This window comes from Mycobacterium sp. 852014-52144_SCH5372336 (assembly GCF_001665615.1).
Classification (GTDB): domain Bacteria; phylum Actinomycetota; class Actinomycetes; order Mycobacteriales; family Mycobacteriaceae; genus Mycobacterium; species Mycobacterium neumannii_A.
Window position 1 is genome coordinate 95,081 of the sequence record NZ_LZSW01000037.1, and the last position, 19,121, is coordinate 114,201.

Below are 19,121 nucleotides of genomic sequence, written 5' to 3' on the forward strand. Positions count from 1 at the left end.
ATGTTGCCATGTGGCGTGCGCTCAAACGATCCCGGCCGACGATAGACTGGCCAGATCAGTGGCAGGGCAGGTCGGGGCGCGTCGATAGGGGAAACGTTCACGTGAAGACCAGCGGCCTCCGGCTGTGCCGTCTCGCCACGACCATCGTCGTCGCAGCAGCGGCATTCCTCTCGATGTCCGCGACAGTGCACGCTCAGGGACTGGTTTCGTTGGGTGGCGGCTCGGGCCTCGTCGTCAACGGCGAGACGCTGTGCACGCTCACCGCGATCGGAAACGACAACAGGGGACGGCTGGTGGGCTTCACCTCCGCGCACTGCGGCGGGCCCGGGGCCAAGGTCAGCGCCGAAGGCGTCGACGCCGCAGGCGTGGTGGGCACGATGGTCGCGGGCAACGACGCCCTGGACTACGCGGTCATCGAGTTCGATCCGCAGAAGGTGCGCCCGGTCAACAACGTCGACGGGTTCCAGATCGACGGCTTGGGCCCCGATCCGGTAGCCGGTGACATCGCCTGCAAGCTCGGCCGCACGACCGGCTACTCGTGCGGCGTGACGTGGGGCCCGGGCGAGGAGCCGGGCACCATCGTCAACCAGGTGTGCGGTCAGCCCGGCGATTCGGGCGCGCCGGTCACCGTCAACAACCGGCTGGTCGGCATGATCCACGGCGCCTTCTCCGAAGCCCTGCCGACGTGCGTCATCAAGTACATCCCGCTGCACACCCCCGCGGTGACGATGTCGTTCAACACGCAGTTGGCCGACATCACGGCCAAGAACCGGCCGGGGACGGGTTTCGTCCCCGTCGGCGCCGCCGCCTGATCCCCGCGGGGTGCTTGTTCAGCTTTCGGTCTTGCTGGCGCGGATCGCTTCGAACACGTCCGGATCGACCAGTGTCGACGTGTCCCCGAGTTCACGGCCTTCGGCCACGTCCCGCAGAAGCCGGCGCATGATCTTGCCGCTGCGCGTCTTGGGCAGTTCGGGTACGACGTGAATCTCCCTGGGTCGCGCGATCTTTCCGATCTCCTTGGCGACCTGTGCGGAAAGCTCCTGCACCATGTCGTCGCTGTCGTTCGCGTTCGACTCGAGGATGACGAATGCGCAGATTCCCTGGCCGGTGGTCTCGTCGCTGGCGCCGACGACCGCAGCCTCGGCGACATGGGAGTGCCCGACCAACGCCGACTCGACCTCCGCGGTCGAAATGCGGTGTCCCGATACGTTCATCACGTCATCGATGCGGCCGAGCACCCAGATGTCGCCGTCGGCGTCGACCCTGGCGCCGTCGCCGGCGAAGTACCAACCCTGCTTCTCGAACCGCTTCCAGTAGGTTTCCTTGTACCGTTCCGGGTCCTTCCAGATACCGCGCAGCATGGCCGGCCACGGTTGATCGAGCACGAGGTAACCGGTGACATGCTCGGCGCCTTCGGCTTCGGGCTCCAGTTCCTTGCCCTCGTCGTCGACGATCTTGGCGGTGATACCCGGCAGTGGCGCCATCGCCGCACCCGGCTTGGCTGCCGTCACACCGGGCAGCGGGGAGATCATGATCGCCCCGGTCTCGGTCTGCCACCAGGTATCGACCACCGGAGTCCGGTCGCCCCCGACCACCTTGCGGTACCACCGCCAGGCCTCCGGGTTGATCGGCTCGCCCACCGACCCCAGCAGGCGCAAGCTGGACAGGTCGTGGGCATCGGGTATCTCACGGCCCCACTTCATGAAGGTGCGGATCAGGGTCGGGGCCGTGTAATAAATTGTCACACCGTACTTTTCGATGATCTCGAAGTGGCGGTGCTCGCTGGGCGAATTCGGAGTGCCCTCGTAGACCACTTGTGTGCACCCGTTGGAAAGTGGGCCGAAGACGATGTAGCTGTGGCCGGTGACCCAGCCGATGTCAGCGGTGCACCAGTACACGTCGGTTTCGGGCTTGGCGTCGAACACGTAGTAGTGGGTGTAGGACGACTGGGTGAGAAAACCGCCGGAGGTGTGCACGATGCCCTTGGGCTTGCCGGTAGTGCCCGACGTGTACAGCAGGAACAGCGGATGTTCGGAGTCGAATGCCTCGGGAGTGTGTTCGGTAGAGGCGGCGTCGACGATGTCGTGCCACCAGATGTCGCGGCCCTCGGTCCACGGCACGTCGATGCCGGTGCGTTCCACCACCAGCACGTGTTCGACGGATGCCTGGCCCTGCACCGCTTCGTCGGCGCCGGGTTTCAACGGCACCGCCTGACCGCGGCGGTACTGCCCGTCGGTGGTGATGACCAACTTGGCCTCGGCGTCCTCGATGCGGGCCGCCAGCGCCGAAGATGAGAATCCGGCGAACACCACACTGTGCAGCACCCCCAGACGCGCGCACGCCAGCATCGCAACGATCGCCTCGGGGATCATCGGCATGTAGATGGCGGCCCGGTCCCCCGCACGGAGTCCGAGTTCGGTCAGCGCGTTGGCGGCCTTGCAGACCTCGTCTTTGAGTTGGGCGTAGGTCAGCGCGTGCGAGTCACCGACCGGTTCGCCCTCCCAGTACAGGGCCACCCTGTCGCCGTGGCCGGCTTCGACGTGCCGGTCCACGCAGTTGTAGGCGACGTTCAGCTTTCCGCCGACGAACCACTTCGCGAACGGCGCATCCGACCAGTCGAGCACCTCGTCGAACGGTGTCTCCCAATCGAGCCGGTTGGCCTGCTCCGCCCAGAACGCCAGCCGGTCCTTCTCGGCCTGACGGTAAAGCTCCTCGGTCGCGTTCGCCTGCTGGGCGAACTCCGGAGACGGGGGGTAGACGGACGGACCGTGGGCGTGCTGCGCCGATGACTCTGCCATACCTGTGAGGGTAGTCACCCTGTCGGCGAAACACATTGGGATGTCACGGTCGGCTTGCCGCCGCAGACGGCGTGGTCGGCTCGTCCGCGGGTCGGCTAGCGTGTGCTGCCGTGACCGGTGGCTTCGCGAAGGACCCGTTGGCGCCGCTGGCTGACCTGCCCGGCGTCGCGGAGGCCGCCGAGGAGGCCCGTGAAGCGCTGGGCCGCGCACACCGCCACCGAACCAACCTGCGGGGCTGGCCGAAAAGCGCCGCCGAGGCCGCGCTGCGAGCCGCCCGAGCGTCGGCGGTGCTCGACGGCGGTGCGCTCGCGCTGTCCGACGACGGCACCCCGGACCCGGTTTTGGCCGGGGCGCTGCGGGTGTCCGAAGCCGTGGAAGGCGGGGCGACAACCTTGGTCGGCGTCTGGCAGCGCGCCCCGCTGCAGGCCATCGCCCGGCTGCACGCGCTGGCGGCGGCGGACATCGCCGACGACGAGCGGTTGGGCCGCCCGCGCCAGGAGGCGCACGTGGGCACGCGGCTGACCCTGCTGGCCGACATCCTCACGGGAGGGACCCGGGTGCCCGCGCCCGTGCTCGCCGCCGTCGTGCACGGCGAACTGCTCACGCTCGCCCCGTTCGGCGCCGCCGACGGTGTGGTGTCGCGGGCGGCGTCGCGGTTGGTGACGATCACCACCGGGCTCGATCCACACGGGCTCGGGGTGCCGGAGGTTCACTGGATGCGCCGGTCCGGCGACTACGACGCCGCGGCCCGAGGCTTCTCGTCCGGCACCCCCGACGGCCTGACCGCGTGGATCCTGTTGAGCTGCCGCGCATTGCGCGAGGGCGCCCGCGAAGCGCTGTCGATCGCCCAGGCGGCCTCGTCGTCCTGAGGCGTTGCTGAAAGGGGCGGCCATCACAGGTCGTCGCCTCGTCGCCAACGCGAAGCGGGCGACGCTCCGAACGTGGTTCGGCTCGTCGCCCGCTAACACGGAGACCGGTTACCAAGCGTGCTCTGATGGGTCGCGTGGGTGGCCTCGGCGTCTTGTCGATGCGCTTCGACTGCAACCCCACCCAAAGGGTCGCTCTAGCCGTCCGCTATTCGCAAATACGCAGGCCCGCAACACTTTTGCCTATTCCGCGGCATGTGCTCCGCGTGGGTGCCGGGTTCCGTGCTGGGGAGCCTGAAGCGGGAGATTCGAGCCTTCTCTTCCGACTCGATCTTGGCCTCTCCAAGCTTCCGTGACTCCTTTGTACCCCGTGACCGCGATCACATCAAGGGCCAAATCAGCCCTAGTCCGGATCGTTACGCGGAACCCGGGTTGGCGGGTGAGGAGTTGGCTAGAAGGCGAAGCGCCGCAACAGCGAATAGGTCAGCGCGCCGGCGGCCAAAGCGCTGATGCCGACCGCCGCGGTGGTGGCCATGGCCGCACCCGACGGGGCCGGAATCCGATCCCGCAGCGACACCGGTTTGGAGAAGTCGAGCACGGGCCAACCTCGGGCCGCGGCTTCCTTGCGCAACGTGCGGTCGGGATTGACCACGTTCGGATGGCCGACGGCCTCGAGCATCGGGAGATCGGTGATCGAGTCGGAGTAGGCATACGAATGCTCGAGCGCGTAACCCTCGCGTTCGGCCAGTTCCCGGATCGCGGCCACCTTGCCCTCGCCGTAGCAGTAGAAGGCGATCTCTCCGGTGTATTTGCCGTCTTCGACGACCATACGGGTGGCCATCGCGTGTGTGGCGCCCAGCGCACGAGCGATCGGCGCGACGATTTCCTCCCCGGAGGCCGACACCATGACCACGTCGCGGCCGCACAGTTTGTGGTCGGCGATCAGCTCGGCCGCCTCCGCGAAAACCAACGGCGTGACGACGTCATGCAGGGTTTCGCCCACGATCGACTTCACCTGCTCCACGTCCCAGCCGGCACACATGTTGGTGACGTACGCGCGCATGCGGTCCATCTGGTCGTGGTCCGCGCCGGACATGAGAAAGAGGAATTGGGCGTATGTGGACTTCAGCACGGCCCGCCGATTCATTAGTCCTTGCGCAAAAAAAGGTTTGCTGAAAGCCAGAGTGCTGCTTTTTGCGATGACCGTTTTATCGAGATCGAAGAAGGCGGCGGTTCGGACCGGACCGTCCGTCGGAGCGCCCGTCGCGGACGCGTCCGGCGCCTCGGCCGCCGAACCAGATGCGCTCACGACGCCAGCATAGGGGCCCGCGCGTGACAATCGCCGGGAGAGTGTACAAAGTGGCAGGTTATGACAGGTGTCGGAGACAGGACACTTCCGCAGATCGGGCTACTTTTCTCAGCGCGCAGCACTTGCGCCGAAGCCGACTGGCGTGTGTATAGTGAGCCTTACCCGGCTTATGTCGGGTGTGCATCAGCCCGACCCCCCGGGGCTGATACACGACGACCTCCGCCTCCTCCCCCCCTGGCGGGGGTCGTCCCTTTTTCAGGACTTTTCGCAATCCGGATATGTGCTGCCATTCACAGTGGTTGCGGAACGCCGTTTTCGTTTGCCGACTCTTACCTGGGTCATTCACAAGATCGCGTTGATCCACAGATGAGGCGTCAGCGGTAGCGTCGTCGCAAGCCCAGGCCACAGGGTTGGAGGGTGGCTTCATCGAGTGGATACCTCGCGTTGATCGCCGACCCGGCACTTCGCGAGGACGTGGACCGGGTGTGTGCGGCGGCGGGTGTACCGGTCGTCCACGCGTCGGAGCCCTCCAGCCGCAAGGTCTGGACCGAGGCGGCCGCCGTCGTGCTCGACATCACAGGCGCCCGCCGGTGCGTGGCCCGCGCGTTGCCGCGACGTACGCGCGTCGTCCTGGTGGGCCGCGTCGAACCCCGCGGAGCCGACTGGCAGGCGGCGATCGAGGTCGGTGCCCAGCGGGTCCTCACCCTGCCCGAGCAGGACGACGAGTTGATGGCGGAGTTGGCCGAGGCCGCTGAAGGGCTGCACGAGGCGGGCCGTCGCGGTGCGGTGGCGGCCGTCATCGCCGGCCGCGGTGGAGCAGGCGCATCGGTCTTCGCGACCGCGCTGGCGCTGGCCGCACCCGAGGCGTTGTTGATCGACGTCGACCCGTGGAGCGGCGGCATCGATCTCGTCGTGGGCGGTGAAGCCGAATCCGGGCTGCGCTGGCCGGATCTGCGGCTGCAGGGCGGGCGGTTGAGCTACGCGGCGCTGCGGGATGCGTTGCCGCGCGTACGGGGCGTGACCGTGCTGTCTGGCAGCCGGGTCGGCTGCGACGTCGACCCCGTACCGCTCGGTGCCGTGATCGACGCGGGCAGTCGCGGGGGTGCGACCGTCGTTTGCGACGTCCCGAGGCGGTCGACCGCGGCGGCCGAGACAGCTGTGGCCTCCGCTGATCTCGCCGTCGTCGTGACACCCGCCGACGTACGTTCGTGCGCGGCGGCCGACGCGGTCGCCCGGTGGGTGTCGACGCTCAATCCCAACTCGGGTGTGGTCGTGCGCGGTCCGGCACCGGGCGGGCTGCGGTCGGCGGAGGTCGCCGAAATCGTCGGGTTGCCGCTGCTGGCGGGGATGCGTCCGCAACCCGGTATGGCGGTCACCCTCGAGCGGGGCGGACTCCGGATCGGTCGTCGGTCGCCGCTCGGCCGCGCGGCGCGCAAGGTGTTGACGATTCTGCAACAACATCCTGCGATCGCCGCATGAGCGACTCGTTGATCGACCGAGTCCGCGAGCGGCTCGCGGCCGAATCGACACCGCTGCGGCCGACGGTGGTGGCCGCGGCAATCCGCGCGGAGTCCGGTGGTGTGCTCGGCGACAGCGAAGTGCTCAGCGGGCTACGCCTGTTGGAGACCGAGCTGACCGGGGCGGGCGTGCTCGAACCGTTGCTGTCGGCCGACGACACCACCGATGTTCTGGTCACGGCGCCGGACGCGGTGTGGGTGGATGACGGCAACGGGTTGCGCCGCACCGGAATTCGCTTTCCCGACGACAGTTCCGTGCGCAGGCTCGCGCAGCGGTTGGCGCTCGCCGCCGGACGTCGCCTCGACGAGGCGCAGCCATGGGTCGACGGCCAGTTGACCGGGCTCGGCACCGGCGCGTTCACGGTGCGTCTACACGCGGTCCTGCCGCCGATCGCTTCCGCGGGAACGTGTCTGTCGCTGCGGGTGCTGCGCCCCGCGACGCAGGACCTGGCGTCGCTGACCGCCGCCGGCGCGATCGAACCGGCCGCGGCCGCCCTCCTCGACGGCGTCGTGCGCGCACGGCTGGCCTTCCTGGTCTCGGGAGGCACCGGGGCGGGCAAGACCACCCTGTTGGCCGCCCTGCTCGGCGCGGTTCCCCCGATCGAACGCATCGTCTGCGTCGAGGACGCCTCGGAACTCGCGCCACCTCATCCGCATCTGGTGAAGCTGGTGGCGCGCTGCGCCAACGTCGAAGGCGCGGGCGAGGTGACGGTGCGGGACCTGGTGAGGCAGGCGTTACGGATGAGGCCCGACCGCATCGTCGTCGGTGAGGTACGCGGCGCTGAGGTCGTCGATCTGCTCGGCGCGCTCAATACCGGTCACGATGGTGGCGCCGGAACCGTGCACGCCAACAGCCCGACAGAGGTGCCCGCGCGCCTCGAGGCGCTGGCGGCGCTCGGTGGGCTCGACCGGGCGGCGTTGCACAGCCAACTCGGCGCCGCGGTCCAAGTGGTGATCCACGTCGGCCGCGACCGGACGGGCCTGCGCCGACTCGACGAGATCGCGGTGTTGACCGCCGGAGCCGACGGCCCGGTCCGTGCCTCCACGGCGTGGCGTCTCGGGCACGGTTTCGGCCCTGGCGCACAGCGGCTCGACGATCTGATCCGTGAGCGGGGTGGCTCGTGAGCGTCGCTGCGCTGGCCCTCGCGCTGGCGATTCTCACCGCACCAGGTCCGCGGCGGCGCACACCGCTGGCACGCTCACGCCGCCGGGCGATACGGCTCCCGTCGCCTCTATGGCTGGTGGCCGTCCTCGTCACCCTGATGATCGTTGCGCCGCTCGGTGTCGTAGCGGCGGCGGTGATCGCGGCCGCCACCATCGAAGCCCGCCGCCGGCGCCGGGGCAGAGAGCGGCAGCGGAGGAATGAGGCCGCCGCCCTGGAGGGTGCGCTCGACGTCCTGGTCGGGGAGCTGCGGATCGGCGCCCATCCGGTGACCGCGTTCGACACGGCAGCCAACGAGGCCGACGGTGCCGTCGCGGCAGCACTGCGCACGGTGGCGGCCAGGGCGCGGATGGGAGGCGATGTCGCGGCCGGGATGCTCAGTGTGGCACGACGGTCGGCGCTGCCGACGTATTGGCAGCGGCTCGCGGTCTGCTGGAATCTGGCTCAGTCGCATGGCCTCGCCATCGCGACGCTCATGCATACCGCGCACCGCGATATCGTTGCGCGGGAACGGTTCTCGACTCAAGTGAGCGCGGGTATGGCCGGTGCGCGGACCACCGCCACCGTGCTCGCCGTCCTGCCGTTGCTGGGCATCGGACTCGGCGAGTTGATCGGCGCCCATCCGCTGCGCTTCCTGTTGTCGACGGGACAATGGCTCCTGGCCATCGGTGCGGCACTGACATGTCTGGGGTTGGTGTGGTCGGACCGGATCACCGGCGGGGTGGTCCGATGACGCTTGCCGCGCTGCTTCTCGCGATCGCTGCGCTTCTCGCAGGCACCGATGGCCGAGCCCGTGTGCGGACCGCCCACAGCCCAAATCCGAAGTCACACCACAAAATCCAGGCGAACGATCCGCTGGCGTTCGCCTCGGCGCTCGACGTGCTGGCGGCCTGCCTTCATTCGGGTATGGCGGTGGCCGGCGCTGCGTCAGCCGCGGCGCCCTCGGCACCGCCGACGGTGGCCCGAGTATTGGTCCGTGCCGCGGATCTGCTTGCCCTGGGCGCTGATCCTGCGACCGCGTGGGCCCCTGCACCCGAGGGCGATCGCAGCGTCGACGCATTGTTGCGGCTGGCACGGCGGTCGGCATCCTCGGGAAGCGCCCTCGCCCAAGGGGTCAGCGCGCTGGCCAGCCGGTCGCGCGACCAAGCGGCGGACACTGCGCGCGCCGCGGCCGAACGCGCCTCGGTCTTGATCGCAGGCCCGTTGGGTGTGTGCTACCTGCCGGCGTTCTTCTGCCTGGGCATCATTCCGGTCGTCGCGGGGCTGGCCGCAGACGTGCTGCAGTCGGGAATTTTGTGAAGGACAACGAGTGGGGAGAAAAGTTGAAGGGCAACAGGATTCGAACGCTGCAGACGCGGCTGACGTTGCTGGTCGTCGCCGACGAGGGAATGTCGACCGTCGAGTATGCGATCGGCACCATCGCGGCCGCCGCGTTCGGTGCGATCCTCTACACGGTCGTCACCGGCGACTCGATCGTCAGCGCGTTGACCAACATCATCAGCCGCGCTCTCAACACGAACGTCTGACCGGTGAACGTGGCGGCGCCACGGTCGAAGCGGCGTTCGCGGTGGCAGCGCTGGTCGCCGTCCTCGTCTTGTGTCTGGGCGGACTCACGACGGTGTCGATGCATATCCGGTGTGTCGACGCCGCGCGCGAGGCCGCACGCCTCGCCGCCCGCGGCCACGACAGCGCTACGACGGCCCGCGATTTGGCGCCAGAGGGAGCCTCCATCGCTACCCGCAGCGACGGACAGTTCGTCACCGCCACCGTCCGCGCGCGGTCACCGATACTGCCCGGGTTCGCCGTCGAGGCGCGAGCCACGGCCGCGGTGGAACCGGGTTCGGGCTGAGCAGGGTTCGGCCACCCTCATCGCCGCTGCGATGATCGCGATCGTGGTGGCGATCGCCATCGGTGCCGCTTACCTCGGTGTGGCGGTATCGGCGCGACACCGCGCACAGGCGGCCGCAGACCTGGGCGCGTTGGCCGCCGCCCACCGGATTGCGGCCGGTGGCGATCAAGCGTGCTCGTGGGCGGCCGCGGTCACCGATGCCATGGATGCCGAGATGGCGCGGTGCGACGTCGAAGAAGTCGATATCGTTGTTGCCGTCGACGTTCCGGTCACGTTGGGCCGCTTCGGTGTGGGCGCTGCGCGTGCGGTGGCCCGCGCGGGCCCGGCCGATGTCAGCACCTAGGAAGTGCGTCGGCCTGCTTCGGCGAACTCGGTGCCATTGGGGCGGCGCAGCGTCGCGAGCGCGGCATACACGTCGTCGTCGAGTTCGACCCGGTTCACCGTCACGTGCACCGGTGCCCACTCCTGGCCACCGACGCCGGTCATCCGCAGTACACCGGACGCGATACCGGTCCTGAAATCCACGGCCATGCGCTCCATCTCGGCGCGGTCGTCGGGATGCACCGCGTGTTCGCCCGCCAGGCTGACCCGCCAGTCGAAGAACGGCGCCGGGTCGTCGAGCCACTTCAACAAGGTCCAGTTCGTCGGGTCGACCAAGGCGCGGTGCACACCAGGCTGGGCCAGTCCGTTGAGGATCCGCTGGGCGAGGTGATCCTGTTCCGGGCGCTCCTGCTCGCGTTCGCTGCGCCAGTTCATCGCTCGGCACAGCAGCCGATCCGGTCCGTCGCCGTCGGATTCCAGCACCGCCCGCGTCACGAACCCGACGCTGATCGCTTCGCCGCGGTGGTCGGTGACGTCCCAGGTGCTGCAGAACGCGGTGCCGGGCTCGCGCTTGATCGCCATGGTCAATACCTTGGCCTCGCTGGGGTTGAGTTCACGCATCGGCAGGTCGTCGGCGAAAGTTCGGTTATGCGTCGGTTCCTGAGGCGATTCCCACCCGCTGTTGGCCAGCGATTCGGGGGTGCCGGTGGCGATGCCGGTGTCGAGGTTCCATACCAGCGGCCCGGGCACCGGGCGCTCCGGGGGTTCCATGTCGGGCGGCCCGATCCACACGTGTACGCCATGTATCCGGCCGTCGGTCATCTGCACGACCTCCGTGCGGATGACACGGTCGTTCTTCGGGGTGATGCTGCTCAAGCCTTGATGCGCGCGCACCGTTTCGCCGATCGCCGTCTGGACCGCCATCAGATGCGGATTGCGCCGCAGGAAGGCACCGATCGGGATCAGATTCTGGGTTCGACGGCCCTGCGCGACCACCGCGGGCTCGCTGCCCAGCGTCTCCACGAGCAGCCAGTCGTGGGTCATAGGGCCACCTTACCGGCGCACGTGCCCACGATTCGGTGTGCTGCACCAGCGGTTGCCACACCCTCAGCCGGACCGTTGGGATATCTCGCGCAACACCAACCGCAGCACCCGCACCGCGCCCTCCTTGTCCAGCGGATCGTTCCCGTTGCCGCACTTGGGCGACTGCACGCACGACGGGCAGCCCGCCGGACACTCACACGCCTCGATCGCATCGGCCGTCGCGGCCCACCAGGTGGTGAGCCGGTGATAACCGCGGTCGGCGAAACCCGCACCGCCGGGGTAGCCGTCGTACACGAAGATCGTCGGCAGCCCCTGCACGGGCCCGACCGCCGTCGACACACCGCCGATGTCGCCACGATCGCAACTGGCGACCAACGGCAGCAGCCCGATCGCGGCGTGCTCTGCGGCATGCAGCGCACCGGGCGCACGCAGCAATTCGATGCCGTTGTGTTGTAAGGCCTCTGGTGTGATCGTGCACATCACGGTCATGGTGTCCAGTGTGCGGGTGGGCATCTCGAGTTCGACGAAGTCGATCACCTCACCCGTCAGGTGTCGGCGCAGGTAACCGGTCACCGTGTTGCTCACCGAAACAGGGACAAGCCCAACAGTGACCGCGCCGAACGTCTTTCGCTCACCGTGCCCGGTGACCGCGATGTCGGTGACCTCCCGCGCGGTGGTGGTGTAACCGGGATCATCGGCGTGCACGAAGGCCACGCCGTCCTCGAAGTCGAGGGAGTCGACGACATAGGTCTCGCCCTGGTGCAGATACACCGCTCCGGGATGGACAGAAGCGGGCGCCTGGCCCGCCCCGGTACTGCCGAGCATGCGTCCCGTGCCGGCCTCCAGGATCGCGATCTGACCGCCGGACGACCCGCGGATGTCGACAGCCGGATGCGGATCCATTCCGGGTGTGGGGAAGTAACCGTTGGCCCGTCGCCGCAGCAGTCCGTCGTCGACGAGCGTCGCAGCCACGTTCTCGGCGTTCCACATCCGCACCTCGGCATCGGTGAGCGGAAGTTCGGCAGCAGCGCAGAGCAGTTGTGGCCCAAGCACATACGGGTTGGTCGGATCGATGACGACGCGCTCGATCGGCTTGTCCAGCAGTGCCGACGGGTGGTGCACCAGGTAGGTGTCGAGCGGATCGTCGCGGGCGATCAGCACGATCAGCGCGCCCTGACCGCGCCGCCCCGAGCGGCCCGCCTGTTGCCAGAACGATGTCACGGTTCCCGGAAACCCGGCGAGGACAACGGCGTCCAGACCGGCGATGTCGACACCCAACTCCAACGCGTTCGTCGTCGCCAGTCCCCGCAGTTCGCCGTCGGTCAGCGCGCGCTCGAGCGCGCGGCGGTCTTCGGACAGATAACCGGCGCGATACGAAGCCACCCGGTCGGCGAGATCGGGCGCTCTTTCCTGTAATCGCGCCCGTGCCCCCAACGCGGTCAGTTCGGCACCGCGCCGCGACCGCACGAACGTCAGCATCCTGGCGCCCTCGGCGACCAGGTCGGCCATCACGCTGGCGGCTTCGGCTCCCGCCGAACGCCTTACCGGGGCCCCGTTTTCCCCCACCACGTCGTCGAGCAGCGGAGGCTCCCACAGCGCGACGGTGCGGGCACCCTGCGGTGACCCGTCCTCGGTGACCTCGGCGACCGTTTGACCGATCAGTTCGGAGGCAGTCTGGGCCGGCGAGGCCGTCGTGGCGCTGGCGAAGACCACGGTGGGCACCCCGCCGCTGGGCGAGTAGCGGGCGCACAGCCGCAACAGCCGCCGCAGCACCATCGCCACGTTCGAACCAAAAATGCCGCGATAGTAATGGCATTCGTCGACGACGATGTAGCTCAGGTTGCGCAGGAACACCGCCCACCGGGCGTGGTTGCGCAGCAGTGACAGATGAATCATGTCGGGGTTGGAGAAGATCCAGCGCGACCGTTCCCGCGCGAACCGTCGCACGTCGCTGTGGCTGTCGCCGTCATAGGCGCACGGTGCGACGTCGGACAACCCTACCGCCTCGGTAAGTGCCACCGCCGACCGGAGTTGGTCGTGGCCGAGCGCTTTCGTCGGCGACAGATACAGCGCCCGCGACCGCGGATTCGCCTTCAGGTCTGTCAATATCGGCAACTGGTAGGCAAGCGACTTGCCCGACGCCGTGCCGGTGCACAGTACGACATGGCGCCCACCGTGAGCGAGCTCGGCGGCGGCCAGTTGATGTGACCACGGGGCCTCGATGCCCCGATCAACGAACGCCCGCACCACATCTGGGTCGGCCCAACATGGCCACCCCATCGGGCGACCCCGGCGCGGTGGGATATCTGCGACGTGGCGCAGCGGATTCGGGCCGCCTGCAACCGTGCCTTCGACCGCGCACGCGAGCAGCTCGCGGCCGAAATCAGCCATCGATCATCCTTCCCGATAGACCTCTTTAGGCGAATTGTTCCCCATTTGAAACGCCGAGACTGTCGCCGCAGCCACGAACGTGATTGACTTATCGCGGTCGCAGCTTCTGTGTTCGTGTATTAGCACTCGCAGGATCGACGTTGCGATCGCGGTTCCTGCGAGGGTTGTAGGTCGGGTTGAGTTCCGAGCTTCCACGAAGGAGAGCGGTCGGAACGGGCCCGGTGTACCGAAACACGGTGGACCGCACCCGGTGAATAAGAGAAGGAAACAACAGGAAATGCCACAGGGAACTGTGAAGTGGTTCAACGCGGAGAAGGGCTTCGGCTTCATCGCCCCGGAGGACGGCTCCGCTGACGTTTTTGTCCACTACACGGAGATTCAGGGCAGCGGCTTCCGCACCCTGGAGGAGAACCAGAAGGTCGAGTTCGAGGTTGGCCAGAGCCCCAAGGGGCCCCAGGCCACCGGTGTTCGGGCCGTCTAGCGCGACCAGCACGATCGAAAGGCAACACCCCGCGAGCGTCGAGAACCGACCGCCGCGGGGTGTTCGCTATTCCGGCGCGCTTCGGCACGGCCGCCACGGCTGAGGCCGGTACCTGGCTTACTGTCGATTTGTGAGCCAGCTGTCGTTCTTCTCGGCGGAGTCGGTGCCCCCCGCGGTAGCCGACCTCACCGGGCTGCTCGCCGGACCCGGCCAGGTTGTCCTGGTGGGTTCCGGCACCGAGCAGGGTGCGCGGCTGTCGGTCGTCGTCGACCGTCACTGGCGGGCCGAGGCGCTGGCCGAGATGATCGTCGAGGCCGGGCTGGAACCCGAGATCGCCCGCACCGACGAGAACACCCCGCTGGTGCGCACCGCGGTCGACAGCAGACTGGTGGAGATCGCGGCGGGCTGGACCCGGGGTGCGGTCAAGACCGTCCCGCCGAACTGGTTGCCCGGGCCGCGCGAGCTTCGGGCCTGGACCCTGGCCGCGGGCACACCCGAAGCCGACCGTTATCTGCTCGGGCTGGACCCGCACGCACCGGACACGCATTCGCCGCTCGCGTCGGCGATGATGCGGGTGGGAATCGCGCCGACGCTGATCGGCACCCGCGGGTCGCGCCCGGCCCTGCGGATCAGCGGTCGACGCCGGCTATCGCGCCTGGTAGAGAACGTGGGGGAACCTCCTGGCAGTGTGGAGGCGTTCGGAGAATGGCCGCGGGTCTGACCGCTGTTCGGAGGGGGGTCAGTTTGCGTCGGTTGGCGCGGGGTGCGAAATTGTCAGTTGCCGACAGGGTCGATTCTCCGCCGGACGCGGAATTCTGCGCTGTGGGTGACCAAAGAAGTGGAGCGTAAGTAAAAGGTGGCTGATGGGGACCGCGGCAGCGGCCGTAACGGAAGCGTCCGGCGGCTCGTCATAGTCGAGTCGCCTACCAAGGCGCGCAAGATAGCGGGCTACCTGGGCTCCAATTACATCGTCGAGTCGTCCCGTGGGCACATCCGAGACCTGCCCCGCAACGCCGCCGACGTGCCTGCGAAGTACAAATCCGAGCCGTGGGCCCGTCTCGGGGTGGACGTCGACCACAACTTCGAGCCGCTCTACATCATCAGCCCCGAGAAAAAGAGCACTGTCGCCGAGCTGAAAGACCTGCTCAAGAACGTCGACGAGCTGTATCTGGCCACGGATGGCGACCGCGAGGGCGAGGCGATCGCCTGGCATCTGCTCGAGACGCTCAAGCCCCGCATCCCCGTCAAGCGGATGGTGTTTCACGAGATCACCGAACCGGCCATCCGCGCAGCCGCCGAGGACCCCCGCGACCTGGATAACGACCTGGTCGACGCGCAGGAGACACGCCGCATCCTGGACCGGCTGTACGGCTACGAGGTCAGCCCGGTCCTGTGGAAGAAGGTCGCGCCGAAATTGTCGGCCGGCCGGGTGCAGTCGGTGGCAACACGCATCATCGTGCAGCGCGAACGCGAACGGATGGCGTTCCGCAGCGCGGGGTACTGGGACGTCACCGCCGAACTCGACGCCAGTGTCTCCGACCCGCAGGCCTCGCCGCCGACGTTCACCGCCAAGCTGAACACGGTCGACGGGCGCCGCGTGGCCACCGGCCGCGACTTCGACTCGCTGGGCCAGGTGAAAAAGCCCGACGAGGTGCTGGTGCTGGACCAGGCCGCGGCGACGGCGTTGGCGGGCGGTTTGCGCGGGGCGCAGCTGGCGGTCAGCTCGGTCGAGCAGAAGCCCTATACCCGCAGGCCGTACGCACCGTTCATGACCTCGACGCTGCAGCAGGAGGCGGGCCGCAAGCTGCGGTTCTCCTCGGAGCGCACGATGAGCATCGCGCAGCGGCTCTATGAGAACGGCTACATCACCTATATGCGCACCGACTCGACGACGTTGTCGGCGAGTGCGGTGGATGCAGCCCGCAATCAGGCCCGTCAGCTCTACGGCGAGGAGTATCTGCATCCGTCGCCGCGGCAGTACACCCGCAAGGTGAAGAACGCCCAGGAGGCGCACGAGGCCATCCGGCCCGCCGGTGATGTGTTCTCCACGCCGGGCCAGCTGCACGGTGCGCTCGACACCGACGAGTTCCGGCTCTACGAGCTGATCTGGCAGCGCACCGTGGCCTCCCAGATGGCCGACGCGCGGGGCACGACGCTGAGCCTGCGGATCTCCGGAACCGCGAGCTCGGGAGAGCAGGTCGTCTTCAACGCCAGCGGCCGCACCATCACCTTCGCGGGCTTCTTGAAGGCCTACGTGGAGAGCATCGACGAGCAGGCAGGCGGCGAGGCCGACGACGCCGAGAGCCGGCTGCCGAATCTCGAGGAGGGCCAGCGCGTCGACGCCAAGGAGCTCACCGCCGACGGGCACAACACCGCGCCGCCCGCGCGCTATACCGAGGCTTCGCTGATCAAGGCTCTCGAGGACCTCGGCATCGGCAGGCCGTCGACGTACTCGTCGATCATCAAGACGATCCAGGACCGCGGGTACGTCGTGAAGCGGGGCAGCGCGCTGGTGCCGTCGTGGGTGGCGTTCGCCGTCATCGGGCTGCTCGAACAGCACTTCGGCCGCCTCGTCGACTACGGGTTCACCGCGGCGATGGAAGACGAGCTCGACGAGATCGCCGCCGGCAACGAGCGACGGACCAATTGGCTCAACAACTTCTACTTCGGCGGCGATCACGGGGTCGAGGACTCGATCGCCCGCTCGGGCGGGCTCAAGAAGCTCGTTGGGGTGAACCTCGAGGAGATCGACGCCCGACAGATCAACTCCATCAAGCTGTTCGACGACGATCAGGGCCGACCGATCTACGTGCGGGTGGGCAAGAACGGTGCGTACCTGGAGCGGATGGTCCCCGACGAGGACGGTGAGTCCGGCGAGCTCAAACCGCAGCGGGCCAACCTCAAGGACGACCTCACCCCCGACGAGCTGACCCTCGAGCTTGCCGAAAAGCTTTTCGCCACACCGCAAGAAGGCCGATCGCTGGGCGTCGACCCCGAGACCGGGCACGAGATCGTCGCCAAGGACGGTCGTTACGGTCCGTACGTCACCGAGGTTCTGCCCGAACCGCCCGACGACGGCGAGGCCGGGTCGACGGCGAAGAAGGGCAAGAAGCCGACGGGTCCGAAGCCTCGCACCGGTTCGCTGTTGCGGTCGATGGATCTGGAGACGGTGACGCTGGAGGATGCGCTGCGGCTGTTGTCGCTGCCGCGCGTCGTCGGCGTCGACCCGAACACCGGCGAGGAGATCACCGCGCAGAACGGCCGCTACGGCCCATACCTCAAGCGCGGCACGGACTCTCGCTCGCTGGCCACCGAAGAGCAGATGTTCGACATCACGCTCGATGAGGCCTTGAAGATCTATGCCGAACCCAAGCGCCGTGGCGGTCAGCGGGCCGCGGCCCCGCCGTTGCGTGAACTCGGTGAGGATCCGGCGACCGGCAAGCCGATGGTGATCAAGGACGGCCGGTTCGGCCCGTATGTCACCGACGGGGAGACCAACGCCAGCCTGCGCAAGGGCGACGACGTCTTGTCGATCACCGACGAACGCGCCGCCGAACTGCTCGCCGACCGTCGCGCGCGCGGTCCGGTGAAGCGGACGAAGAAGGCGGGGGCGAAGAAGACGGCGAAGAAGGCAGGAGCCAAGAAAGCCGCCAAGAAGAGCTAGCCCGCGAATGTGAGCTTGTGCTCGAGATCAGCGTGATTCTTCGGAAACAACTTCACGTTCGGCGCCTTGCTCAGCGTCGCCGTCGGCCTGATCTGTTTCGGTCTGCTCGGGGCGGGCGCCGTCGGAGCCGAGCAGGTTCAGCGGCCGTGCCAACTGTGTCGGGGCCACACGGCCACGGAGTTCGACGATCTCGCCGACATCCCAACACAGCGCTTCGGCGTCCAGGGCGCCGCTGACCGCGATCGCCGAGGCCAGGACGTGGCCCTCCTCCAGCTTGGCCAACTCGGTCAGCCGCGCCGCTTCGTTGACCGGATCACCGATCACGGTGTACTCGAAGCGGGCCTGGGCACCGATGTGCCCGGCGATCGCGCGGCCTGCCGACACCCCGATGCCGAACTCCGTCTGGGCCAGCACCTCGATCAGCTCGTCGTGCAGTTCCCGTGAGGCCGCCAGCGCGCCGCCGCACGCGTCGGGATGCTCGATCGGCGCGCCGAAGATGGCCAGCGCCGCATCGCCCTGGAACTTGTTGACAAAGCCGCCGTGGCGGTTGACGGTGTCGACCACGACGCGGAAGAAATCGTTGAGCAGGTTGACGACCTCGGCGGCGGGGATGGTCGACGCCAGCTGTGTGGATCCGACCAGGTCGACGAACAGCACCGCGACGTCGCGTTCCTGACCACCGAGTTCGGTGCCGCGTTCCAGTGCGCGCCGGGCCACGTCCTCGCCCACGTAGCGGCCGAACAGGTCGCGCAAGCGTTGCCGTTCGGCGAGGTCGCGCACCATGTCGTTGAAGCCTGCCTGCAGCAGCCCCAGCTCGCTGGCGTCGTAGATCTGCATGTGGGCGTTGTAGTTACCGCGCTGCACCTCGCCGAGCGCCCAGCGCAACTGGCGCAGCGGATCGGCGATCGACATCGCCACCAGCACGGTGCCCGCCAGCCCGACCACCAGCGCCGAGATCGACAGGATCAGGATCGGGGTGGTCAGCCGGTCGGCGGGAGCGGTGAGGACCCCGAATCTGCTGGCCACCACGGCCAGCACGATCGCGATGATCGGGACCGCGGTGGACAGCACCCACGTCATCACCTGGCGCAGAATCACCCCGGGCGCGCGGAAGTTCTCCGGTACGCCGCCGCGCAACGCGGCCACCGCGACGGGCCGCAGCACCCGTTCGGACTGCAGGTAGCCGATGATTGCGGTCGCGGTGGCGCCCAGCCCCGTGGCGACGGCCACCACTGGCGCCGACTTGCTGGCCACCGGCCAGCTGGCGACGATGAACACCACCGAGCCCAGGAACCAGTTCGCGACGTTGATCACCGACCGGTAGAACGGCATCTTCAGCGCACGGGTGCGGGCCAGTTCGGTGTCGGCCGGGTCCCGGTCGCCCAGCAGCATGTCGCGGCGTTGCCAACGCATGACCGGGATCAGCAGCCGCAGGCTCCAGTACGCCGCGATCGTGAAGGACACGAACAGAAAGCCGAGGAAGACCGCCAGGTTGAAGGCGGGCAGGTCCTGCAGCTGGATGCGGTCCTCGGGCGGCAGGCCGAATCGCAGGAAGCTGAAGACCAGCAGGGCGCCGATGATGTCGGCCTGCACCATGCCCAGCGTGAACACCGGCCACGGGGTGCGCGCGGCCCACCGGACGAATGCGCTGATCCGCCCGATCGGTCGATCTTCCATGGCCACGCGTCAACCGTATCGGGCCTCGGCGACGGGTACGGG

The 19,121-nt window shown here is 68.2% G+C and carries 16 protein-coding genes and 1 pseudogene; 12 read left to right on the forward strand and 5 right to left on the reverse strand.

Going from position 1 to position 19,121, the window contains the following annotated elements; genetic code table 11:
* The first annotated feature begins 173 nt into the window (after positions 1-173).
* Positions 174-812, forward strand: coding sequence for a hypothetical protein (locus A5759_RS08030; RefSeq protein WP_064399387.1), 639 nt, complete (start codon positions 174-176; stop codon positions 810-812).
* 18 nt (positions 813-830) lie between these two features.
* On the opposite strand, the gene acs is transcribed toward A5759_RS08030, so the two are convergent.
* Complete coding sequence (gene acs / locus A5759_RS08035; protein WP_064419250.1) at positions 831-2,798, reverse strand: acetate--CoA ligase; 1,968 nt, start codon at positions 2,796-2,798, stop codon at positions 831-833.
* 110 nt (positions 2,799-2,908) lie between these two features.
* Here acs and A5759_RS08040 point away from each other — a divergent pair, with 110 nt between their 5' ends.
* Positions 2,909-3,667 (forward strand): oxidoreductase, encoded by a 759-nt coding sequence (locus A5759_RS08040; protein WP_068196030.1) that lies wholly within the window; start codon positions 2,909-2,911, stop codon positions 3,665-3,667.
* Between the two features lie 448 nt (positions 3,668-4,115).
* On the opposite strand, the gene A5759_RS08045 is transcribed toward A5759_RS08040, so the two are convergent.
* On the reverse strand, positions 4,116-4,973 hold the full coding sequence (locus A5759_RS08045; protein ID WP_064399322.1) for an HAD-IB family hydrolase: 858 nt from the start codon (positions 4,971-4,973) through the stop codon (positions 4,116-4,118).
* Between the two features lie 417 nt (positions 4,974-5,390).
* Here A5759_RS08045 and ssd point away from each other — a divergent pair, with 417 nt between their 5' ends.
* The 7 genes and pseudogenes from ssd to A5759_RS08080 form a co-directional block, all read left to right on the forward strand.
* Positions 5,391-6,452: a septum site-determining protein Ssd gene (gene ssd / locus A5759_RS08050; RefSeq protein ID WP_064399321.1), complete on the forward strand. Its 1,062-nt coding sequence runs from the start codon at positions 5,391-5,393 to the stop codon at positions 6,450-6,452.
* Positions 6,449-7,615, forward strand: a complete 1,167-nt coding sequence (locus A5759_RS08055) for a TadA family conjugal transfer-associated ATPase (RefSeq protein WP_068196033.1) — start codon at positions 6,449-6,451, stop codon at positions 7,613-7,615. The genes ssd and A5759_RS08055 overlap by 4 nt, the downstream gene beginning before the upstream one ends.
* The gene (locus tag A5759_RS08060) at positions 7,612-8,385 is read left to right on the forward strand and encodes a type II secretion system F family protein (protein ID WP_068196036.1); all 774 of its coding nucleotides are present in this window, start codon (positions 7,612-7,614) and stop codon (positions 8,383-8,385) included. The genes A5759_RS08055 and A5759_RS08060 overlap by 4 nt, the downstream gene beginning before the upstream one ends.
* Positions 8,382-8,951 carry a type II secretion system F family protein gene (locus A5759_RS08065; protein ID WP_068196140.1) on the forward strand — a complete coding sequence of 190 codons (570 nt, stop codon included), beginning with the start codon at positions 8,382-8,384 and terminating at the stop codon, positions 8,949-8,951. Before A5759_RS08060 ends, A5759_RS08065 begins: the two co-directional genes overlap by 4 nt.
* Before the next feature lie 23 nt (positions 8,952-8,974).
* Entirely contained in the window at positions 8,975-9,178 is a 204-nt protein-coding gene (locus A5759_RS08070) for a DUF4244 domain-containing protein (protein ID WP_068196142.1), read from the forward strand.
* Between the two features lie 41 nt (positions 9,179-9,219).
* Positions 9,220-9,501 (forward strand): TadE family type IV pilus minor pilin, encoded by a 282-nt coding sequence (locus tag A5759_RS08075; protein WP_231984587.1) that lies wholly within the window; start codon positions 9,220-9,222, stop codon positions 9,499-9,501.
* A 10-nt stretch (positions 9,502-9,511) separates the two neighbouring features.
* Positions 9,512-9,844: pseudogene (locus A5759_RS08080) on the forward strand (Rv3654c family TadE-like protein); the annotation flags it as partial.
* Here A5759_RS08080 and A5759_RS08085 read toward each other — a convergent pair.
* Both A5759_RS08085 and A5759_RS08090 read right to left on the reverse strand, forming a co-directional pair.
* On the reverse strand, positions 9,841-10,866 hold the full coding sequence (locus A5759_RS08085) for a PAS domain-containing protein (protein WP_068196042.1): 1,026 nt from the start codon (positions 10,864-10,866) through the stop codon (positions 9,841-9,843). The pseudogene A5759_RS08080 and the gene A5759_RS08085 overlap by 4 nt on opposite strands.
* A 63-nt stretch (positions 10,867-10,929) precedes the next feature.
* Positions 10,930-13,257, reverse strand: coding sequence for a DEAD/DEAH box helicase (locus A5759_RS08090; protein ID WP_068196043.1), 2,328 nt, complete (start codon positions 13,255-13,257; stop codon positions 10,930-10,932).
* A 277-nt stretch (positions 13,258-13,534) separates the two neighbouring features.
* Between A5759_RS08090 and A5759_RS08095 the strand changes: the two genes are divergently transcribed.
* The 3 genes from A5759_RS08095 (at position 13,535) to topA (ending at position 17,402) form a co-directional block, all read left to right on the forward strand.
* Positions 13,535-13,738, forward strand: a complete 204-nt coding sequence (locus tag A5759_RS08095) for a cold-shock protein (RefSeq protein ID WP_006243848.1) — start codon at positions 13,535-13,537, stop codon at positions 13,736-13,738.
* A 130-nt stretch (positions 13,739-13,868) separates the two neighbouring features.
* On the forward strand, positions 13,869-14,459 hold the full coding sequence (locus A5759_RS08100) for a hypothetical protein (protein ID WP_064399314.1): 591 nt from the start codon (positions 13,869-13,871) through the stop codon (positions 14,457-14,459).
* Positions 14,460-14,594: 135 nt separating this feature from the next.
* Positions 14,595-17,402, forward strand: coding sequence for a type I DNA topoisomerase (gene topA / locus A5759_RS08105; protein WP_068196046.1), 2,808 nt, complete (start codon positions 14,595-14,597; stop codon positions 17,400-17,402).
* Positions 17,403-17,429: 27 nt separating this feature from the next.
* Here topA and A5759_RS08110 read toward each other — a convergent pair whose 3' ends face one another.
* Positions 17,430-19,079, reverse strand: a complete 1,650-nt coding sequence (locus A5759_RS08110; protein WP_064419259.1) for an adenylate/guanylate cyclase domain-containing protein — start codon at positions 19,077-19,079, stop codon at positions 17,430-17,432.
* Between the last annotated feature and the right edge of the window lie 42 nt (positions 19,080-19,121).